Genomic DNA, 18,981 nt, shown 5'->3' with positions numbered 1-18,981 from the left:
TAAAAACCCCGATTATCCTGCGCTAAGTCCTCAGCCGTGTTGATTTGGGCGATGCCGTTGCTATTTTGAGGTGCTCACTGTGGACGTTGCCACGCACGTTCTTACCACTGCCCGGTCTCTATCCGAATGGCAACTTCGCAGTCGTCGAATATTTCCAGCTTGGCTATCCGCACGCGTACACCCAGCACGCCGGGCAGCTGCATCAGCCGTTGCGCCAGCTTGCCGATCAGGCTCTCCAGCAGGTTCACATGCTGGGCTGTGCAGTCGTCAATGATGATCTGACGCACCTTGCGGTAGTCGAGCACGTGGTTGATGTCGTCGTCGCTGGGCTCCAGCGGCTGCGGGCCGAGGTTGAGTTCGGCATCTACCTGGATGGGCTGCGGGGTGGTCAACTCCGACTCCAGAATGCCCAGGTTGGCATCGAAGCGCAGGCCGGTGAGTTGCAGGGTTTGGTTGCCGGTGGTGTGGTGCATGGCTTTGAAAAGAGTTACATGAGCGAAAAATCGCGTTCGAACTGCATCAGGTGCTGGCCGCCATCTACCAGCAGGGTGGTGCCGGTGATGGACGCGTTCTCCAGCGCAAACTTGACGGTGGCCGCTACATCGGCGGCGGTGCTGGAGCGGCCCAGCGGGGATATCTTGTGTAGCGCAGCAAATTGCTCGTCGCTCAGCATATGGCTTTTCAGCGTCAGGCCGGGTGCCACGCCCACCACCCGCAGCTGGGGCGCCAGCGCCTGGGCCAGCATGGTGTTGGCGACTTCCAGCGCGGCTTTGGACAGGGTGTAGCTTAGAAAGTCCGGGTTCAGGTTCCACAGCTTCTGGTCCAGTAGATTCACCACCGCGCCGGTGCTGCAGCCACGTGCCATGACATGCTTGTGCAGGGCCTGGGCCAACAGAATCGGTGCGCCGGTATTGCTGCGCAGGTGCAACTCCATGGCGGCAAAGCTGAAGTCAGCGGCGCTGTCATGTTCGAAGGTACTGGCGCTGTTGACCACCGCGTCCACTGTACCGAACTGGGCCAGCACGGCTGGCAGCAGGGCGCGCACCTGGGCTTCATCCGCCAGGTCGGCCTGGAATGCAGCATGTTTTAGGCCGCTGGCGCTCGTAATATCTGCGCAGTCAGCTACTGTTTTAATAGCATCCTGATCCGAGCTGCGGTAGTGCACGGCCACCTGCCAACCCCCTTGGGCCAGGGCCAGGGCGATCTCTCGGCCCAGGCGTTTGCCGGCCCCGGTTACCAAAACGGTACGAGCTTGTCGAGGGTGCGGAGATACAGGCAACATTCAGCGGACAATCCAGGGGTGGAAAAAACAGCCCCCAGTTTAACGAGCGCATTGCAGACGCATATCCAGCAATTGATCCAGTCCTCCGGTGGCTGGATCGGTTTTGACCATTTCATGGCGCTGGCCCTGTACCAACCCGGCCTGGGTTACTACGCCAATGACCGCCTCAAATTCGGTGCCATGCCCGAATCTGACCAAGGTGCAGATGGCAGTGACTTCGTCACCGCTCCCGAGATATCGCCCCTGTTCGGCCAGACCCTGGCCGTGCAGGTCGCCCAGGCGCTGGACGCCACGCAGACCAGCGAGGTCTGGGAGTTTGGCGCCGGCTCTGGCGCCCTGGCCGAGCAATTGCTGCAGACCCTGGGCGACAAGGTGCAGCGCTACTGCATCGTGGATCTGTCTGGCAGCCTGCGCGCACGCCAGCAACTGCGCCTGCAGCCTTTTGCAGACAAGGTGCAGTGGGTGGCCGAGCTACCCGCCAGCTTGCAGGCCGTGGTGGTGGGCAACGAGGTGCTGGACGCCATGCCTGTGCAACTGCTGGTGCGCAAAAGCGGGCAGTGGTTTGAGCGCGGTGTGGTGTGGACCGGTGACGCCTTCGCCTGGGACGACCGCTCCACCAGCCTGCGACCGCCGACCGAGATCGATGGCCCGCACGACTATCTGACCGAAATCCACCCCCAGGGTGAGTCTTTTATCCGCACCCTGGCCGACCGGCTCACCCAGGGCGCCGCTTTCTTTCTGGACTACGGCTTCCCCGAGGCCGAGTACTACCACCCGCAGCGCAGCACCGGCACGGTGATGTGCCATTACGCCCACCGAGCCGACCCCGATCCACTGGAATATGTGGGGCTAAAGGACATTACCGCCCATGTCAACTTCACCGGCATTGCCCTGGCCGGACAAGATGCTGAGCCGAGCTTGAACGTACTGGGCTACACCAGCCAGGCGCGGTTTTTGATGAACTGCGGGTTGCTTCAAAAAATGGAGCACGCTACGCACGCCGAACGTGCGAATGCGCTGAAATTGATCTCCGAACACGAGATGGGCGAGCTGTTCAAGGTGATTGCCTTTGGTGCGGGCACGCCCTGGGAGCCGCTGGGTTTTGCCCAGGGCGACCGCAGCCATACGTTGTGATGTATGGCACGCTGGCTGCTGGTTGTCTTTCTCGCTTTGTTACTAATTGACTGGTTTTCCCCGTTGTTGCGCAAGCTGGGCTTTGGCAGACTGCCCGGTGATTTGCGTTTCAGGCTATTTGGCCGCATCTGGTTTATTCCAATCACCACCACCGTGGTTTTGAGCTTTATCGCTAGCCTTGTTTCCAAACTCATTTAAGAGAATAAATCCCATGAAAGCATGTATTGATATTGGCGGCACCAAGGTCGCTGTCAGCCTGGCTGTTGGCAACGACGATTTGCCTAATTTGCAGGCGCGGCGCACCGAGCCCACTGCCAAAACCGGTAATAACGACGCCCTGGCCGTGCAAATCATCCGTATGGTGGACGAGGCTTGTGCCGAGATCGGCGCCAACCCGGCGGATGTGCAGGTGGCAGGCGTGTCGTCCTGCGGCCCATTCCTGATTCGAGACGGCCTGATCGAATTAACCGCACCGAATATCTGTGGCGGCATGGCCGGCCCGGCGCGCGGCTTGCCCAATGACTGGGATACCGCCTTGTTGGAAGCACCCCTGGGCCACCGTTTCGCCCGGGTACGCATTGAAAATGACTGTATTGCCGCCCTGGAGGCCGAGCGCCGCTGGGGTGCTTTGGTGGGCGTGGACCACTGCGCCTACGTAACCTGGAGTACCGGCATCGGCATGGGCCTGTGCGTGGATGGCCATATTTTGCGCGGCAAGAATGGAAATGCCGGCCACGCCGGCCATATGTTTGTTTCGGATAACCTGGACGCTTTATGCGGCTGCGGCAATATCGGGGATGTAGAGGGTTTGGTTGCCGGCAATGCCATTGCCCGCCGGTTTGGCCTGGATGCGGCCACATTATTCCAGGCGGCCCGTGCCGGAGATGCAGATGCTTTGGCCAAGGTGGATGATCTGTGCCGGGTATTGGGTCGCTCTTTGTATAACCTGGTGATCACGCTGGATTTACAGCGCATTAGCTTGGGTGGCAGCGTGTTTTGGCACAATCGCGAGTTTCTGTTGCCGCGCCTGCAATCCCATATTGACGGCAAATTGCCTTCATTAACCACGGGTGTGACTTTGGTGCCGGCTGGTTTGGCCGACAAAGTGGGTGACTACGCTGCTGTTGCGTTGGCTTAATCCGCCCGTATATTGGCCCAGAATGGCGGCATTGCCGCCTATATCCATGTCCATCTCAAACCAAGGGGTGCGATGATTTTGTGGTGCTGGTTTTCTGCTGGGTAGGTTATCTTTAAACAGGCTTTACACAAGCCTGTATTTGTCGGTTTATAATTGACCATCAATAATTTATTTTCGAAGTATTCGGAATACAAAGATGCCTACCTACAAAGAACTTTTGCAACAGCGTGAACTCCTTGAGCAGCAAATCAATGCTGCACGTGCCACGGAAAATGCCGACGCCATTGAAAAAGTGAAAGCACTGGTCGCCGATTTCGGTTTGACCGCAGAAGATATTTTTGCTGCTGGTAAGCCCCGTGTTAAAAGCGGTGCCAAGGTTGCACCTAAATACCGCAATACCGCCACTGGCGATACTTGGACCGGTCGGGGCAAGCCACCAAAGTGGATCCAGGGTCAGGACCGCGACCAGTTTCTGATTGCTGCTTAATTTAATGCGGCTGTTTATCGCGGTTTAGTCGCGGTAATCATTTTTATCAAAAAGCCCTGTCTTCGGACTGGGCTTTTTGCATTGGGGGGCTAAAACGGTAGTCCGGCATCAATGGCATGGATTCTTTGCATCAATAGACATCTGGACTTCGGGTAGGCTGTGATTCTTCCTGTCCAGGGCTGTATTCACAGAACCGAGCCTGCGGGCCGGGAGTATTTATCCAGTGTTGTTTTAAGAGGGATTCCATGCTCAAGCTTTATATCGGCAATAAAAATTATTCGTCGTGGTCCATGCGTCCCTGGGTGCTGTTGAAGCAGGCCGGCATTCCGTTCGAGGAAATCAAGGTTCGCTTTGACTCATTTGCGGCGGAGTCGCATTTCAAGTCGACCATGGCTGCGGTGAACCCGGTGGGTAAGGTGCCGGTGCTGGTCCATGGCGATCTGGCAGTCTGGGACACCTTGGCGATTGCCGAAACCCTGGCTGAACAGTTCCCTGAAAAAGCCTTGTGGCCCCGGAACCCCCAAGACCGTGCCCGTGCCCGCAGCGTCTGTGCCGAGATGCATTCGGGCTTTACCGCCTTGCGCAGCCATTGCCCCATGAACATCGAGGCTTCCTTGCCTGAGGTCGGGCGGTTGATCTGGCGTGACCAAGCTGGTGTGCGCGCCGATGTGGAGCGCCTGGTCGCCATGTGGGGCGCTTTGCTGCAGGCGCATGGCGGTCCCATGCTGTTTGGTGCGTTCAGCATTGCCGACGCATATTTCGCCCCGGTGTGCATGCGCCTTGTGACCTATGCCCTGCCCGTGCCGCAGGAGATCCAGTCCTATATCGAACGTGTAAGTGCCTTGCCTGGCGTGCAGGCCTGGGTGGCAGATGCGCGGGCCGAGCAGGACTTTCTGGACTTCGAAGAGCCCTACCGACTGGCCCGCTAGCGCGCGGATGTGCCTGCAACTACCGCGCCGCACTCTGGATAAACTCCAGCGATGGAAATTTTTCTCGTTGGTGGCGCGGTACGTGACGCCTTGTTGGGCCGCCAAGGGGGCGATCGTGACTGGGTGGTAGTGGGGGCGAGTCCCGAGGCCTTGCTGGCCCAGGGCTATCTCGCGGTGGGCAAGGACTTCCCGGTGTTCCTGCATCCCCGCACGCATGAGGAATACGCCTTGGCCCGCACCGAGCGCAAGACCGCACCCGGCTACCGGGGTTTTGCCGTGCACTCAGCTTCGGACGTCACTCTGGAGCAGGACCTGGCGCGGCGCGATCTTACTATTAATTCCATAGCTGCTCCCGCAGGAAATATAAGCGCCAGTGGCAGTTTTGATCTAAATCTCCAGGACCTGGTAGACCCCTATGGTGGCCAGCGTGACCTGCGCGACAAAGTACTGCGCCACGTCACTGATGCCTTCCGCGAAGACCCGGTGCGCATACTGCGCGTGGCCCGTTTTGCGGCCCGCTTTGCTGACTTCCATGTGGCGCCTGAGACCCAGGCCTTGATGTGCGAGATGGTGGCGGCCGGCGAGGTGGATGCGCTGGTGCCCGAGCGTGTCTGGCAAGAACTGGCGCGCGGCTTGATGGAGGAGCAGCCGTCCCGCATGTTCGAGGTGCTGCGTGACTGCGGCGCCTTGGCCCGCCTGCTGCCCGAAGTGGATGCCCTGTGGGGCGTACCCCAGCGTGCCGACTACCACCCGGAAGTAGATACCGGCGTCCACGTGATGATGGTGCTGGACATGGCGGCTCGCCTGCAAGCACCTTTGCCCGTGCGCTTTGCCTGCCTGGTCCACGATCTGGGCAAAGCGACCACGCCGGCCGATGTTTTGCCCCGCCATATCGGCCACGAGGCCCGCAGCGCCCAACTGCTCAAGGGCCTGTGCCAACGCTTACGTGTGCCGACCGATTGCCGGGATATGGGCGACTTGGTTGCACGTGAGCACGGCAATATCCACCGTAGCCAGGAGTTCGGCGCCGCAGCGCTGCTGCGCTTGCTGGAGCGCTGCGATGCTCTGCGCAAGCCACAGCGCTTCATGGATGCTTTATGGGCGTGTGAATGCGATGCCCGAGGGCGCTTGGGCCTGGGGGAGCAGGCGTATCCGCAGCGAGATATGTGGTTGGCCGCTTTGCAGGCTGCGCAATCGGTGGAGACAGAAGGTATTGCCCGCGAGGCGCAGGCGCGTGGCATACAGGGCAAAGCGATTGGTGAACGGGTTCACGCAGCGCGCGTGGCAGCTCTGGAGTCACTGTCCAAAGCCGGTTAACGCAATAGCGGCGGGCCGTCGCTGTCGCCAATTTCCAGCTCTGGCATGCACAGCTTTTGCAGGCTATCCATGGGATCGTTGCGCATGCGTGCCAGTGTCATTTCGGCCAGCGTGGTGCCGGTGGCTTCGGGAGAGGGCTGCATCACGGCGGTCACGCTGGTGCGCACGACGGAGTCCGACCCTACACCGTCGTAGACGATGATGGACAGGTCGCGCCCCAGCATCAGCCCGGAGTGCATGACCGCGTGGACCGCGCCAACACCTGCCAAATTGTTGTCCACCAGCACCGCAGTCGGGCGCTGCTGCAAGGCCAGCAGGTTTTGCATGGCGGCATAGCCCGAGCGGCGGTCCAGGGCAACGCGCTGTATGGCATCTGGTGCGATTGCGATGCCTTCTGCCGTTAACGCGTCACTAAATCCCTCAAATCGTTGGGCTGCAAAGTTGTAATCGGGGGAGGCACCGATATAGCCCATACGGCGATGGCCCAGACGCAGCAGGCGCTCGGCGGCCATGCGTGCGCCGGCGAGATTGTCGAAGTCAAACCAGGCGTAGGGCTCGGCTAAGGAGCTGCTGCGACCGTAGGCGACGAAGGGGACATTGCGCGTTTGCAGCAGCTGCAGGCGCCGGTCCACCACACGGGTGCGTGGTACTACAAATACGCCAATCTGCCTGCCGGTGATGGCGCGCTCATAGGCGATCAGTTCATCGTCTCCTGCGGCGGATACGATCAGCAAATCCATGTCTGCTTGGGCAAATCGTTTGCCCATGGAGGACGCGACCTGCAAAAACTGCTGGTCGCCCAGGTCACCGGTGGTGATGGGAAACACGATGCCCACCGCGTCTGCCCGGCCTAGCGCCAGACCCCGGGCTCGGGTGTCTGGCTTGTAATTCAGGCGCTTGGCAGCGGCCATCACTTCCAGACGCGTAGCCGCTGCGACTTCAGGATAGCCGTTCAGCGCGCGGCTGACCGTGGTCAGCGACAAGCCGAGTTCTTCGGCAATCCGTTTCAGTGACATCTCTGTGGAAATAGGGCGTAAGGGTGGGGCGTAAGGATGGGCGAAGCAATGGTAGCCCATCGATGGACGGAGAAATGTGTGCATCAATGCTGATGGATGTCCACTCTGGCGTCAGTTGTGTAGTAGTTTTGCAACACAAAGACGATTCCGCTGCCATTCAAATAGTTCCGTTAATGAACTAAGTTTTTTGCTAATTTTCTTGTATTTGTGAACCCTGTGTAAACCGCGTGGATGGGTGGGGCCTAAGTCCGGTTTTCATTGGGAAAACCAAGAAAAGTGAAGGGGATTGGGGTGGGTGTTGAGCGGCTTTAAAAGTCCGACAAATAGAGCCCGGAAAACGCTGTTTTGGTAACCCATTTGTAACTTTTTCAAGGGTAATTGCTTATCACTGAGAAAACGGAGCCCACAAAGAATGCATCCAGGTTTGCGGTCTTTACGTTGCTTTTAGAGGAGTTGAAAGGCAAGGCAGAGTACGCAAAACCTGCAAAAAATTAAATCACTACAGGAGATTCCTTTGAGCCAGTCCATGAAATTTGCCTTCCGGGCAACCGCTGTCGCCGCCATCGCGATGGTTTCCGCTTCCGCTTTCGCCGCTGCTGACTTCGATGCCAACATCGAGTTGGACAGCAAGGTTGAAAACATGGCACGTGGTGCGTCCCAGTCCGGCCGTGTCGAATTGAACGCCAGCAAGAAGATGGGTTCCAAGTACTTCATCGCCGGCCGTGCTACGTATTTGGCGAAGCCTGACGGCTCTGCTGGTACGGACGACTTGTGGGCCCAAATCGGGTCGGACACGGCTGACATCAAGCTGGGCCGCTTCGAAGCTGCCAACCTGTTCCAAACCCCTGGCGACGTGATCGTTGAATACGCGGGTAACGCACCTTACCAAGCCAACGTGCTGCGTGGTCGCCAAGGTGGCAATTCTTACGGCTCGGTATTCCATGCTGCAGGCACATTGCAACTGGGTGGCGGCTTGTCGTTTGAGTTGAGCGGTGTTTCCTCGAAAGGGAAAGACGCCAGTGGGAATGTTGTTCCCAACGGTATTCGCCCTGTGTTGAACTACGCAAACGGACCTCTGCATGTGGCGGCTGGCCTGGAAGGCATCCAGTACCACAGTGGCCTGGCCAAGCGCGTCACCGGCTTTGGCTTGACGGGTGACTACAACTTCGGCGACGTTGTGTTGACTGGTAACTTCGCATCGGCCAAGAACGACATGGACTACAAGCAAAACACCTTTGCTGTGATGGTCGGTTTCGGTGGCCTGACCCTGGCGACTGTGCAAGGCAACACCAAGACCGCTGGCGACGACTACAAGGTCTCGACCTTCTGGGCTGCTTACGCTATTCCCTTCTTTGACGTGAAGGGCGCCACGATCACTCCTGCAGTGTCCTTCTCCAAAGGCAGTGGTTCCAACACCTCCAAGGACTCGTCCGGTTTCGCTCTGCGCGTGCACTACGACTTCTAATCCATGCGGCATTAGCTGCATCGAGCCAATACTCTCTTTCGCGGGTTAGAGAGTGGCAAACCACTCCAAGCCCATAACGGTCTTTTTGAGCGTTGTGGGCTTTTTTGTTTTTTGTTTTTGGGTGCGTTGCATGCCGGCTTGAAAGCTTTTTAAGCTGTCCCCGGGTAAACCCAGTATTCTTTTCAAAGCGCTTTGAATTTATACTGAATTGGCTTTTACCGGCGACCCAAAAGCCTGCGAACGGTGCTTAGCGGCTCCAAACTTGCGCAGGTGGACCTCGAATAAACAAGGAGACTACATGACAGCAATGACAAAAACTGCAGCCGCTGTGCTGCTCAGCATCGGTGCTCTGGGCGCGCATGCCGCCGGAGTCACGCTCACCATTTCCTGCGGCTCTGTGGGGCAGGACTACGACTTCTGCAAGAAGGCCGGCGATGAGTGGGCCAGCAAGACCGGAAATACGGTTAAGCATTTGAGCATTCCGCAGTCCACCAGCGACATCCTGGGTTTGTTCCGCCAAATGTTCGCGGCCAAATCTACCGAGGTGGATGTGATCAACGTGGACGTCGTGTGGCCAGGTCTCCTGAAAGACCATTTGCTGGATCTGACGCCATTCACCAATGGCGCTGAAAAAGCCCATTTCCCCGCCATCGTGGCCAACAACACCGTGGGCGGCAAGTTGCTGGCCATGCCTTGGTTCACCGACGCAGGCGTTCTCTACTACCGCAAGGACTTGCTGACCAAGTATGGCGAGAAGGCTCCCACCACCTGGGCCGAACTGACCGCCTCCGCCCAGAAGGTTATGGACGGCGAGCGTAAGGCGGGCAATGCCGACATGCAAGGTTTTGTGTTCCAAGCCAAGGCTTACGAAGGCTTGACGTGTGATGCGGTCGAATGGGTATCCAGCTTCGGCGGTGGCAATATTGTGGACAGCACCGGCAAGATCACCATCAACAATCCTGCCGCAGCCAAAGCCTTGAACATGGCCGCCGGCTGGGTTGGCACCATTGCACCCAAGGGCGTGCTGAACTATGCGGAAGAAGATGCGCGCGGCGTGTTCCAAAAAGGCAATGCGGTGTACATGCGCAACTGGCCTTATGCATGGTCTTTGAGCCAGGGCGCAGACAGCCCGGTCAAGGGCAAGGTCGGAGTTGTTGCACTGCCTAAGGGTGATGGTGGCAAGACGGCTGCAACCCTGGGTGGCTGGCAACTCGCGGTGAGCAAGTATTCCAAGAGCCCCAAAGAAGCGGCTGATTTTGTGATGTACCTGACCAGCGAGGCGGTGCAGAAGGACCGCGCCATCCGCGGCTCATACAACCCCACCATTGCCTCGCTGTACAAGGACAAGGAAGTACTTGCCGCCAACCCGTTCTTCGGCGACCTGTATGACACTTTTGTGGGGGCAGTACCCCGTCCGGCCACGGTCACGGGTGCAAAGTACAACGAGGTGTCAGCTGCGTTCTGGAACGCCACGCACGAAGTGTTGTCGGGTAAATCCAGTGGTGAAGACAGCGTGAAGAAGCTCGAAGGCAAGCTGGATTCGATCCGCCGCGGCCCTAAGTGGTAACTACGCGCGGTTGAGTCCACGGGCTGCCGCGTCTTGTGCGCGGCAGCCCGTTTTACACGTTGACAGCAGGATGCAGGAGTTGCCATGCGGACCAGAACCTCAGAATTGACCCGTGAGCGCACACGCAGCGCGTGGATTTTTTTAGCCCCAACGCTGCTGGTCCTCGCACTGGTGGCGGGTTGGCCGCTGGGTCGCACGATCTGGTTCAGTTTCACCGATGCCACGCTGGAAAACATCGGCGAGTCCTCTTACAACATGGTGGGTTTGCAGAACTATTTCGGCAAATATGGCGTGTTCAACCTGGAGGCGGTAGAGGGTTTCTGGAACACCGATTGGGGTATGGCCATTCGCAATACCTTCAAGTTCTCTATCGTGTCTGTGGTCATTGAAACCTTGCTTGGTATCGTATTTGCGCTGGTGCTGAACGCAAATTTCAAAGGCCGCTCGTTTGTGCGTGCGGCCGTGCTGGTGCCATGGGCGATTCCCACCATCGTGTCGGCCAAGATGTGGGCCTGGATCATGCACGACCAGTTCGGTGTGATGAACGCCATGCTCAAAGGCGCGGGCATCATCGACCACAACATCGCCTGGACTGCCGACCCCGACTACGCGCTCTGGTCGGTCATGCTGGTAGACGTCTGGAAGACCACGCCCTTCATGGCCTTGCTGACCTTGGCTGCGCTGCAGATGCTGCCCACCGATTGCTATGAGGCCGCCCATGTGGATGGCATCCATCCGGTCCGGGTGTTCTTCAAGGTGACGCTGCCGCTGATCTGGCCGGCCCTGATGGTGGCAGTGATCTTCCGCCTGTTGGATGCGTTGCGGGTGTTCGACATCATCTATGTGATGACCTCCAATAGCGTGGACACCATCAGCATGTCGGGCTTTGTGCGCCGTGAAATCGTGGACAACAACTATGTGGGCTACGGCTCGGCCGCGTCCACGGTGCTGTTCCTCATCATCGCGGCGTGCACCCTGCTGTACCTCAAGTTGTCCCGGGTAGACCTGGGTGGCAAGAAATAAGGAGACCGGGCATGAACCACACTTTCCAAAAAATACTGGGCTCCATCGGCTTGTATGCCCTGGTGGCAATCATCTCCTTGTTTTGCCTGTTTCCGTTTTATTACGCCATCGTCACTTCGTTGAAGTCGGGCACCGAGCTGTTCAGCAGCTCACTGTGGCCTGATGCACCCTCGCTGAAGAACTACATCGCCATGTTCACGGTGTCGGAGCACCCGTTTGGGCGCCACATACTGAACTCGGTGGCGGTATCGACTATGGTGGTTATTGCCTCGTTGTTCCTGGGCGTGACTGCGTCTTACGCGCTGGGCCGCATCCAGTTCCGTGGCCGTGGTCTGCTGTTGCTGACGGTGCTGGCCGTGTCCATGTTCCCGCAGGTGGCGGTGCTGTCGGGCATGTTCGAGCTGATGCAGGCTTTTGGTTTGTACAACCACTGGTGGGGGCTGACCCTGCCTTACATGGTGTTCACGCTGCCATTCACCGTGTGGGTGCTGACCACCTTTGTGCGCGACTTGCCCAAGGAGCTGGAAGAGGCTGCGATCATGGACGGCTGCACCCCCTGGGGCATCATCGTCAAGGTGTTTTTGCCGGTGATGTGGCCGGCCCTGGTGACCACCGGCCTGCTGGCGTTCATCGCCGCCTGGAACGAATTTATGTTCGCATTGACATTCGTGCTGAACAACAACGACCGTACCGTGCCTGTGTCTATCTCGCTCATCAGCGGTGCCGACAAATATGAAATTCCGTGGGGCAAGATCATGGCGGCTTCCGTGCTGGTGACCTTGCCTTTGATTGCCCTGGTGCTGATATTCCAGCGCAAGATTGTGGGTGGTTTGACCTCTGGTGCAGTGAAAGGCTGACATGGCGCAGGTAAATGAGTGGTGGCGTGGCGGGGTGATCTACCAGATCTACCCGCGTAGTTTTCAAGACAGCAATGGCGATGGCATTGGCGATCTGGCGGGTGTGGTGCAACGCCTGCCTTATTTGGCCGAGCTGGGGGTGGATGCAATCTGGCTGTCGCCTTTTTTCCAAAGCCCGATGAAGGATTTTGGCTACGACATTTCTGACTACCGACAGGTCGACGGCATTTTCGGCACGCTGGCCGACTTCGATGCTGTGGTGGCCAAGGCCCATGCTTTGGGTATCAAGGTGTTGATAGACCAGGTGCTCAGCCACTGCTCCGACCAGCACCCCTGGTTTGTGGAGTCGCGCTCCAGCCGTGACAACCCGCGCGCAGACTGGTTTGTCTGGGCCGACCCCAAGGAAGACGGCACACCGCCAAACAACTGGCTGTCCATCTTCGGCGGCAGTGCCTGGCAGTGGGACACCCGCCGCTGCCAGTACTACATGCACAACTTTCTCACCAGCCAGCCCGACCTGAACTTTCACAACCGGGAAGTGCAGCAGGCGGCTCTGGACAATATGCAGTTCTGGCTGGACCGGGGTGTGGATGGCTTCCGTCTGGACGCTGTCAACTTTTGCGTGCACGATGCGCAGCTGCGCGACAACCCAGGCCGTGGCAGCCCCACGGACGACCCATCGGTCAACAAGGTCAACCCCTACGGCTGGCAGCGCCATGTGTATGACAAGAGCCAGCCGGAGATGCTGGGCTTTCTGCGCCGTATCCGCAGTCTGCTGGACCAGTACCCGGACCTGATGACAGTTGGCGAAATCGGTGACGACGATACCGCCGCCCGCATCGCGGAATACACGGGTGGTGGCGACAAGCTGCACACCGCCTATGCGTTTGACCTGCTGGGCCCGCGCTGCGATGCGCGCTTTGTGCACTCCGTGGTGGAGAAGCTGGAGGCCGTCAACCAGGACGGTTGGGCGTGCTGGGCACTGTCCAACCACGACTGCGTGCGCGTGGCCAGCCGGTGGAAGCAGCCGGGCGACAACCATGCCTGGCAGCGCCTGGTGTTTGCCATGCAGCTCAGTCTGCGCGGCTCACCCTGTATCTACCAGGGCGATGAGCTAGGGCTGACCGAAGCCACTTTGGCGGTGGAAGATTTGCAGGACCCGTATGGCATTGCCATGTGGCCCGAATTTGTGGGGCGCGATGGTTGCCGCACACCCATGGCCTGGGATGCTACGGCAGCAAACGCCAGCTTCAGCACGGCAGCTAAAACCTGGCTGCCGATGTGGCCAGACCACCTGCCGCTGGCGGCTCGCAGCCAGATGGCGGACCCGGATTCGCTGTTCCACTTTTACAAGGCCATGCTGGCCTGGCGCCGTGGTTTTGAGGTGCTGCGCACCGGCAGCATCGAGCTGCTGGCCGAGCATGATGTCGTGCTGGCCTTTGTGCGCCGCAGTGGGGATGCGGCATTGCTGTGCGCCTTCAATATGGGCTCAGATGCTGTGCGCTATGCCTTGCCTGTTGGCATGCAGGTGCGCAGTGTGGAGACGCCGTCTGGCTTGTCATCCGGCAGCCAGCACGGTCAAGACCTGGTGTTGCCACCGTATGGCGTGCTGTTCGCGACGCTTTAATTCAGAAAAAGTAGGAGACAACCATGTCAGAAATCCGCTTCCGTGACGTGCACAAGCGCTACAACAGCAGCGTGCCGGACACCATCCGCAAAGTAGATCTGGATATTGATCGTGGTGAGTTCGTGGTGTTTGTCGGCCCCTCAGGCTGTGGCAAATCTACCCTGCTGCGCATGGTCGCCGGGCTGGAGGACATCACCAGTGGCGAGCTCAGCATCAAGGGCCAGCGCATGAACGAAACCCCGCCTTCGCGCCGGGGTGTGGCCATGGTGTTCCAAAGCTATGCGCTATATCCGCACATGAGCGTGTACGACAACATGGCTTTCGGCCTGAAGCAGGCCAAGACCGACACCGCCACGGTGGAGCAGCGGGTGCGCAAGGCATCCAAGATCCTGCAGCTGGACCCCTTGCTCAAGCGCCTGCCCAAAGAGCTGTCCGGTGGCCAGCGCCAGCGGGTGGCGATTGGCCGGGCCATCGTGCGCGCGCCGGATGTGTTCTTGTTCGACGAACCGCTGTCCAACCTGGACGCCTCGCTGCGCGTGCAGACCCGGCTGGAGATCGCCAAGCTGCATAAGGACATCGGCACGGCCAGCATGATCTACGTGACCCACGACCAGGTCGAAGCCATGACCTTGGCTGACAAGATCGTGCTGCTGAACGCAGGTGAAGCGGTGCAGCGTGACGGCAGCGTGGCCCAGTGCGGTGCACCGCTGGAGCTCTACCACCGACCGGTTAACAAGTTCGTGGCTGGCTTCATTGGCAGCCCGAAGATGAACTTCGTGGAAGCCCGCCTGAGCCATGCTTCTGGCGCCGAGGCGGTTGCCAAGGTGGCCGAGGTAAATGTGCACGCGGCGGTGGACGCATCGCGCATTGCGGCGAACAGTGCGGTGACCCTGGGCGTGCGCCCAGAGCACGTGCAGATCGTGCCAAACGTGCAGGGGGGCGGTGCCAATGTGGTGGCTGGTCTGGTGGCGTTCCTGGAGCAACTGGGCGAAGCCAGCTACATCTATGTGCGGCTGGCCGGTGGCGAACTGGTCACGGTGCGTGAAAACGGCCAGACCCGCTGCAGCGTGGGCAACCACGTGCATCTGTACTTTCCGCCGCACTGCATGCACTTGTTCGACGCGGAGGGCGTTGCCGCCAAGCGCACGGCAGATGCTGAAATCCTGGGGCAGCCCATGGTTGCAGGCATGTCCATTTCGCGTGCAGGCGCCGGCGCCTGAGCACCCAAAGAGGCCCGCGAGTTCTACATATAAAAATAGCTTCCAGCGCAGGTAATACCTGCGCTGGAAGCTATATTATTTGTAGCGATTGGTTTTAGACTTCCAGGTTGTCGATCAGCCGGGTGCTACCCAGTCTTGCGGCGGCCAGCACCACCAGGGGTTCGTCGGCCACGGGGCGTTGCAGGTCGCTGCGGCGGCGCGCCACCACATAGTCAGGCAGCCAGCCGCGCTGGCGCAGCGTGTCCATGGCCTGGGCCTCCAGACCGGCGATGTCTGCGCCGCCCTGGCGCAGGGCTGTAGCCAGGGTCTGTAGCACGTCAGACAGTTGCACCGCCTCGGCGCGTTCGTCCGGGCTCAGGTAGCTGTTGCGGGAGGACAGGGCCAGGCCGTCTTCGGCGCGGCAGGTCGTGCCGCCCACCACCTCCACCGGCAGAGCAAACTGCTGCACCATGCGGCGTATCACCAGTAGCTGCTGGTAGTCCTTTTGGCCGAATACGGCGGTGCGCCGGCCCCGGGCCTCGGAAAAAACACACTGAAAGAGCTTCATCACCACGGTGCACACGCCAATAAAAAAGCCGGGGCGGAAGTGGCCTTCGAGCAGGTCGGCAATGTCGGCCGGTGGGTGAACCTTGAAGGTCTGCGGTTCGGGGTAGAGTTCTTTCTCGTTCGGTGCAAACAGCACATCACAGCCCGCAGCCTGCAGCTGGGCGCAGTCTTTGTCCCAGGTGCGCGGATAGCTGTCGAAGTCTTCATGCGGCAGGAACTGCAGGCGGTTTACGAAGATGCTGGCCACGGTTACGTCGCCCAGAGGCTTTGCCTGGCGCACCAGGGCCAGGTGGCCTTCGTGCAGATTGCCCATGGTTGGCACAAAGGCCGGGTGCTGGAAGCTGCCCAGGTGGGCGCGCAGTTCTTCAATGGTGTGGGCGATGAGCATCGGCTAGGTTCAAAAATAGCGCTTGTGGCCGGTAGTGGGTAGGTTGGTGACTCGCCCACTTTCTACGGCCTGCGCCTTGTAGTTATTACCAGGCGTGCTGGCTGTTGTCTGGAAAACTGCCGTCTTTCACGGCGCGTACGTAGGCTTCCATCGCGCCGCGCACACTGGTGTTGTCCAGCATGAAGTTGCGCACAAAGCGCGGCATCTTACCTAAATTGATACCCAGCATGTCGTGCAGCACCAGCACCTGGCCGGCTGTGTCCTTGCCTGCGCCTATGCCAATGGTGGCGCAGTGCTTGAGTTCGGTAGTCAGCTCGGCTGCCAGCGGGGCGGGCACCATTTCCAGTACGACCATGGCGGCGCCGGCATCTTGCAGCGCATGGGCATGCAGGCGCAGCGTGCTGGCCGATGCGTCGGAGCGGCCCTGTACCCGGTAGCCGCCCAGGGCGTGCACGGTTTGTGGCGTCAGGCCCAGGTGGGCGCAGACCGGTATGCCGCGCTCCACCAAAAACTGCACGGTGTCGCTGGTCCAGCCGCCGCCTTCGAGCTTGACCATGTGCGCGCCAGCCTGCATTAGCGCGGCTGCGCTGCGCAGGGCTTGCTCGCGGCCTTCGTGGTAGCTGCCAAACGGCAGGTCGGCAATCACCCAGGCGGTGGCCTGGGTGCGTTGCAGGCCGCGTACCACGCTCTCGGTGTGGTAGCGCATGGTCTCTAGGCTGACGCCCACGGTGTTGTGTAGGCCCTGGCAGACCATGCCCAGCGAGTCGCCGACCAGCAAGCATTCCACGCCGGCGGCATCAGCCACGGCGGCGAAGGTGGCGTCGTAGGCCGTCAGCATGGTGATCTTTTCGCCGCGGTCGTGCATTTCCGCCAGGCGGGGCAGGCTGATGGGTTTGCGCTGTGCCAGCGGGCTGGCCGGGGGCAGGGTGCCGTAGGGGGAGGCAGCAGCGACAGTGGTGGTGTTCATGGCAAGTCCTTGATGGGTTCGACCGTATTCGGGTCGAGGGGCCCGATGTTACCCAGGCGGGCCTTCAGCGACTGGGGTTGGCCGGTCAGGATGGCGGCGTAGTTGGTGGTGTTGGACAAGACCTTCTTCACGTAGTCGCGGGTCTCGGTGAAGGGCACGTTCTCGGCCCAGATGGCGGCCTCCAGAACTGGGCCATTGCGCCAGCTGCGGGGCCGGCCCGGGCCGGCGTTGTAGGCCGCCGCGGCCAGGGCCATGGAGCCGGTGAAGTCGTCCAGCACCAGCTTCAGGTAGCCGGTGCCGATGGTGATGTTGGTGTCGCGGTCGTTCAGCTGGTCGGCGGTGAAGCCGGCCAGGCCGATTTTCTTGGCCGTCCAGCGGGCGGTGGCGGGCATCACCTGCATCAGGCCGGAGGCGCCCACGCCGGAGCGCGCGTCCATCACGAAGCGCGACTCCTGGCGTATCAGGCCGTAGACAAAAGCCGGGTCCAGGTTGATCTCCCGGCTGCGCCGCACCACCGTGTCGCGGAAAGGCATGGGGAAGCGCTGGTCAAAATCCATCACGCCCTTGGTGCGGTCGCTGGTGTTGATGCAGCGGTCCCATACTTCGCGCTGGCAAGCCAGCTCGGCGGCGGCTAGCAGTTCGCGGTCGGTCATCCCACCTCGGTCGTGCAGATTGGTGGTGTAGTTCCATTCGCGGTTGCCTTCGCTGCGCAGGCCCAGCTGGATGGCCGCCAGGCTGCGCTGCAGGCCGGGGTTGGCACGGGCCGTGTCACGTTCCTCGGCGGTGGTGCTGGTCGGGCGCTGCGGTACGGTGATCTTTTGGCCCAGCTCTTCCAGTGCCAGTTGTTCGTAGAAGCCGCGCACGCCGGCAATGCTTTGCAGCAGGCGCTTGGGTTCTTCGCGGTCCAGGTCGGATTTGGCCAGGGCCTGCAGCGCGCGTGCACGCCAGTACACCCAGGTGGCGTCTTGTCGCCCGTCGTCGCCCATGGCTTCGGTGGCGTTCAGTACGTCTTTCCAGCGGCCCATGCGCAGGGCGCTGCGGGCCTTCCAGGCCAGCATGTCGTCGGTCAGGTCGCTGTCCTTGCTGACCTTGGCGAAGTAGTCCGGCGCGGCCAGCGACAGGCGCATGGCGGCCTGCTTGCCGATCACGCCCCAGGTCCAGTTGCGTTCCTCGGCGTTGAGCTGAGAGCTCCATTTGGAGTCCAGCACGCTGGCGGCGGCATCGGCATCGCTGATGGCCATCTTGATCACGGCCAGCATGATGATTTCACGCCGTGTGCGCGACAGGGCTGTGACCTTGCTGGTCAGGAATTTGGCAGGGCTGTCGTTCAGGCTGGTCAGCAGGGGCAGCGACTCGGGTGAGACGATTTCCACCGCCTTGGCGGCCATGCGCGGGCGGTTGGCCTCGACCGCCAGCCGTGCCTTGCGCCAGATGTCCAGATCCTTCAGTTTCTTGGCGGCGTAGAGCTGGCTTGCGGCTTGGGTGCAGCCGTCGTCTGCGTCGCGCTGGGCGTACCAGTTGCGGCGCACTTCGTCTGCCAGGGCGGGTTGCGAGTCGGCGCCTTGCTTGATCTGCTCAATCACCAGGGAGTAGCAGCGCACCTCGCGGTCATCCACCATGCGGTAGCGTGCGTGTTCGTCCTCGAAGGTTGCCCAATCCCGGCGCTGGCCTAGCAGCAGCAGCCAATCGTTGCGCAGGCGGTCTTCCTGGTAGCTGGCCGGAAAGCGGCTACTGAAGCTCTGCATGTCCAGCGGTGTCATTTCGTCCAGGCGCAGCCGCTGGTCCCAGTAGGCAGCCCAGGGCTCCAGGATATGGCCCCGTACCTGGGGCAGCAGGGCCGCTACGCGCTTGCGGTCGCCGCGTTTGAACGCTTGGTTGATGTCCAGCATGGCGCTGTCGGCGGCTGGGTCGGACTTGGGTTGGCTGCAGGCTGAACCTGCGAATACGATACCGAGGGCGAGCGTGAACGATGTCAAAATGGCTGGAACTTGCATGTGGGGATTATGGACAACTCAATG

The 18,981-nt window shown here is 60.2% G+C and carries 18 protein-coding genes; 12 read left to right on the top strand and 6 right to left on the bottom strand.

Going from position 1 to position 18,981, the window contains the following annotated elements; all coding sequences use genetic code 11:
- Positions 1–101 precede the first annotated feature (101 nt).
- Positions 102–473 (bottom strand): dihydroneopterin aldolase, encoded by a 372-nt coding sequence (locus AC4BBN_RS05535; protein WP_490590949.1) that lies wholly within the window; start codon positions 471–473, stop codon positions 102–104.
- A gap of 14 nt (positions 474–487) precedes the next feature.
- Positions 488–1,282: an SDR family oxidoreductase gene (locus AC4BBN_RS05530; protein WP_490590948.1), complete on the bottom strand. Its 795-nt coding sequence runs from the start codon at positions 1,280–1,282 to the stop codon at positions 488–490.
- Between the two features lie 51 nt (positions 1,283–1,333).
- On the opposite strand from AC4BBN_RS05530, the gene AC4BBN_RS05525 reads away from it, so the two are divergent.
- The 6 genes from AC4BBN_RS05525 to AC4BBN_RS05500 all read left to right on the top strand — a co-directional run bounded on the left by AC4BBN_RS05525 (position 1,334) and on the right by AC4BBN_RS05500 (position 6,287).
- Complete coding sequence (locus AC4BBN_RS05525) at positions 1,334–2,416, top strand: class I SAM-dependent methyltransferase (protein WP_490590947.1); 1,083 nt, start codon at positions 1,334–1,336, stop codon at positions 2,414–2,416.
- A gap of 3 nt (positions 2,417–2,419) precedes the next feature.
- The gene (locus AC4BBN_RS05520) at positions 2,420–2,614 is read left to right on the top strand and encodes a DUF2905 domain-containing protein (RefSeq protein WP_490590946.1); all 195 of its coding nucleotides are present in this window, start codon (positions 2,420–2,422) and stop codon (positions 2,612–2,614) included.
- A gap of 13 nt (positions 2,615–2,627) precedes the next feature.
- Entirely contained in the window at positions 2,628–3,554 is a 927-nt protein-coding gene (locus AC4BBN_RS05515; RefSeq protein WP_490590945.1) for an ROK family protein, read from the top strand.
- Positions 3,555–3,750: 196 nt separating this feature from the next.
- The gene (locus AC4BBN_RS05510) at positions 3,751–4,041 is read left to right on the top strand and encodes an H-NS histone family protein (protein WP_490590944.1); all 291 of its coding nucleotides are present in this window, start codon (positions 3,751–3,753) and stop codon (positions 4,039–4,041) included.
- Between the two features lie 245 nt (positions 4,042–4,286).
- Positions 4,287–4,970: a glutathione S-transferase family protein gene (locus tag AC4BBN_RS05505; protein ID WP_490590943.1), complete on the top strand. Its 684-nt coding sequence runs from the start codon at positions 4,287–4,289 to the stop codon at positions 4,968–4,970.
- A gap of 51 nt (positions 4,971–5,021) precedes the next feature.
- The gene (locus AC4BBN_RS05500) at positions 5,022–6,287 is read left to right on the top strand and encodes a multifunctional CCA addition/repair protein (protein WP_490590942.1); all 1,266 of its coding nucleotides are present in this window, start codon (positions 5,022–5,024) and stop codon (positions 6,285–6,287) included.
- On the opposite strand, the gene AC4BBN_RS05495 is transcribed toward AC4BBN_RS05500, so the two are convergent.
- Positions 6,284–7,303 (bottom strand): substrate-binding domain-containing protein, encoded by a 1,020-nt coding sequence (locus AC4BBN_RS05495; RefSeq protein ID WP_490590941.1) that lies wholly within the window; start codon positions 7,301–7,303, stop codon positions 6,284–6,286. The two genes, AC4BBN_RS05500 and AC4BBN_RS05495, sit on opposite strands and share 4 nt — an antisense overlap.
- 526 nt (positions 7,304–7,829) lie before the next feature.
- Between AC4BBN_RS05495 and AC4BBN_RS05490 the strand changes: the two genes are divergently transcribed.
- From AC4BBN_RS05490 to AC4BBN_RS05465, 6 genes are all read left to right on the top strand, one after another.
- Entirely contained in the window at positions 7,830–8,768 is a 939-nt protein-coding gene (locus tag AC4BBN_RS05490; protein WP_490590940.1) for a hypothetical protein, read from the top strand.
- A gap of 298 nt (positions 8,769–9,066) precedes the next feature.
- Positions 9,067–10,335 carry an ABC transporter substrate-binding protein gene (locus tag AC4BBN_RS05485; RefSeq protein WP_490590939.1) on the top strand — a complete coding sequence of 423 codons (1,269 nt, stop codon included), beginning with the start codon at positions 9,067–9,069 and terminating at the stop codon, positions 10,333–10,335.
- Positions 10,336–10,419: 84 nt separating this feature from the next.
- A complete protein-coding gene (locus AC4BBN_RS05480) occupies positions 10,420–11,358 on the top strand; it encodes a carbohydrate ABC transporter permease (protein ID WP_490590938.1) in 939 nt (312 codons plus the stop codon).
- Between the two features lie 11 nt (positions 11,359–11,369).
- On the top strand, positions 11,370–12,215 hold the full coding sequence (locus tag AC4BBN_RS05475; RefSeq protein ID WP_490590937.1) for a carbohydrate ABC transporter permease: 846 nt from the start codon (positions 11,370–11,372) through the stop codon (positions 12,213–12,215).
- 1 nt (position 12,216) lies between these two features.
- Entirely contained in the window at positions 12,217–13,842 is a 1,626-nt protein-coding gene (locus AC4BBN_RS05470) for an alpha-glucosidase (protein ID WP_490590936.1), read from the top strand.
- A gap of 23 nt (positions 13,843–13,865) precedes the next feature.
- A complete protein-coding gene (locus AC4BBN_RS05465) occupies positions 13,866–15,062 on the top strand; it encodes an ABC transporter ATP-binding protein (RefSeq protein WP_490590935.1) in 1,197 nt (398 codons plus the stop codon).
- 94 nt (positions 15,063–15,156) lie between these two features.
- Here AC4BBN_RS05465 and panC read toward each other — a convergent pair whose 3' ends face one another.
- The 3 genes from panC to AC4BBN_RS05450 all read right to left on the bottom strand — a co-directional run bounded on the left by panC (position 15,157) and on the right by AC4BBN_RS05450 (position 18,957).
- Complete coding sequence (gene panC / locus AC4BBN_RS05460) at positions 15,157–15,996, bottom strand: pantoate--beta-alanine ligase (protein WP_490590934.1); 840 nt, start codon at positions 15,994–15,996, stop codon at positions 15,157–15,159.
- Positions 15,997–16,081: 85 nt separating this feature from the next.
- Positions 16,082–16,963, bottom strand: coding sequence for a 3-methyl-2-oxobutanoate hydroxymethyltransferase (gene panB / locus AC4BBN_RS05455; RefSeq protein ID WP_490590933.1), 882 nt, complete (start codon positions 16,961–16,963; stop codon positions 16,082–16,084).
- Positions 16,960–18,957: a lytic transglycosylase domain-containing protein gene (locus AC4BBN_RS05450; RefSeq protein WP_490590932.1), complete on the bottom strand. Its 1,998-nt coding sequence runs from the start codon at positions 18,955–18,957 to the stop codon at positions 16,960–16,962. Before AC4BBN_RS05450 ends, panB begins: the two co-directional genes overlap by 4 nt.
- Positions 18,958–18,981 lie beyond the last annotated feature (24 nt).

This window comes from Rhodoferax sp. SPJ21 (assembly GCF_058216335.1).
This window is presented reverse-complemented; position numbering and strand designations above follow the sequence as displayed.

Coding starts and splice junctions, on each gene's coding strand:
- AC4BBN_RS05530 (WP_490590948.1), bottom strand. CDS start 1,282: ATGTTGCCTGTATCTCCGCACCCTCGACAAGCTCGTACCGTTTTGGTA.
- panC (WP_490590934.1), bottom strand. CDS start 15,996: ATGCTCATCGCCCACACCATTGAAGAACTGCGCGCCCACCTGGGCAGC.
- AC4BBN_RS05450 (WP_490590932.1), bottom strand. CDS start 18,957: ATGCAAGTTCCAGCCATTTTGACATCGTTCACGCTCGCCCTCGGTATC.
- AC4BBN_RS05465 (WP_490590935.1), top strand. CDS start 13,866: ATGTCAGAAATCCGCTTCCGTGACGTGCACAAGCGCTACAACAGCAGC.
- AC4BBN_RS05520 (WP_490590946.1), top strand. CDS start 2,420: ATGGCACGCTGGCTGCTGGTTGTCTTTCTCGCTTTGTTACTAATTGAC.
- AC4BBN_RS05485 (WP_490590939.1), top strand. CDS start 9,067: ATGACAGCAATGACAAAAACTGCAGCCGCTGTGCTGCTCAGCATCGGT.
- AC4BBN_RS05490 (WP_490590940.1), top strand. CDS start 7,830: ATGAAATTTGCCTTCCGGGCAACCGCTGTCGCCGCCATCGCGATGGTT.
- AC4BBN_RS05480 (WP_490590938.1), top strand. CDS start 10,420: ATGCGGACCAGAACCTCAGAATTGACCCGTGAGCGCACACGCAGCGCG.
- AC4BBN_RS05535 (WP_490590949.1), bottom strand. CDS start 473: ATGCACCACACCACCGGCAACCAAACCCTGCAACTCACCGGCCTGCGC.
- AC4BBN_RS05510 (WP_490590944.1), top strand. CDS start 3,751: ATGCCTACCTACAAAGAACTTTTGCAACAGCGTGAACTCCTTGAGCAG.
- AC4BBN_RS05505 (WP_490590943.1), top strand. CDS start 4,287: ATGCTCAAGCTTTATATCGGCAATAAAAATTATTCGTCGTGGTCCATG.
- panB (WP_490590933.1), bottom strand. CDS start 16,963: ATGAACACCACCACTGTCGCTGCTGCCTCCCCCTACGGCACCCTGCCC.
- AC4BBN_RS05470 (WP_490590936.1), top strand. CDS start 12,217: ATGGCGCAGGTAAATGAGTGGTGGCGTGGCGGGGTGATCTACCAGATC.
- AC4BBN_RS05475 (WP_490590937.1), top strand. CDS start 11,370: ATGAACCACACTTTCCAAAAAATACTGGGCTCCATCGGCTTGTATGCC.
- AC4BBN_RS05500 (WP_490590942.1), top strand. CDS start 5,022: ATGGAAATTTTTCTCGTTGGTGGCGCGGTACGTGACGCCTTGTTGGGC.
- AC4BBN_RS05515 (WP_490590945.1), top strand. CDS start 2,628: ATGAAAGCATGTATTGATATTGGCGGCACCAAGGTCGCTGTCAGCCTG.
- AC4BBN_RS05495 (WP_490590941.1), bottom strand. CDS start 7,303: ATGTCACTGAAACGGATTGCCGAAGAACTCGGCTTGTCGCTGACCACG.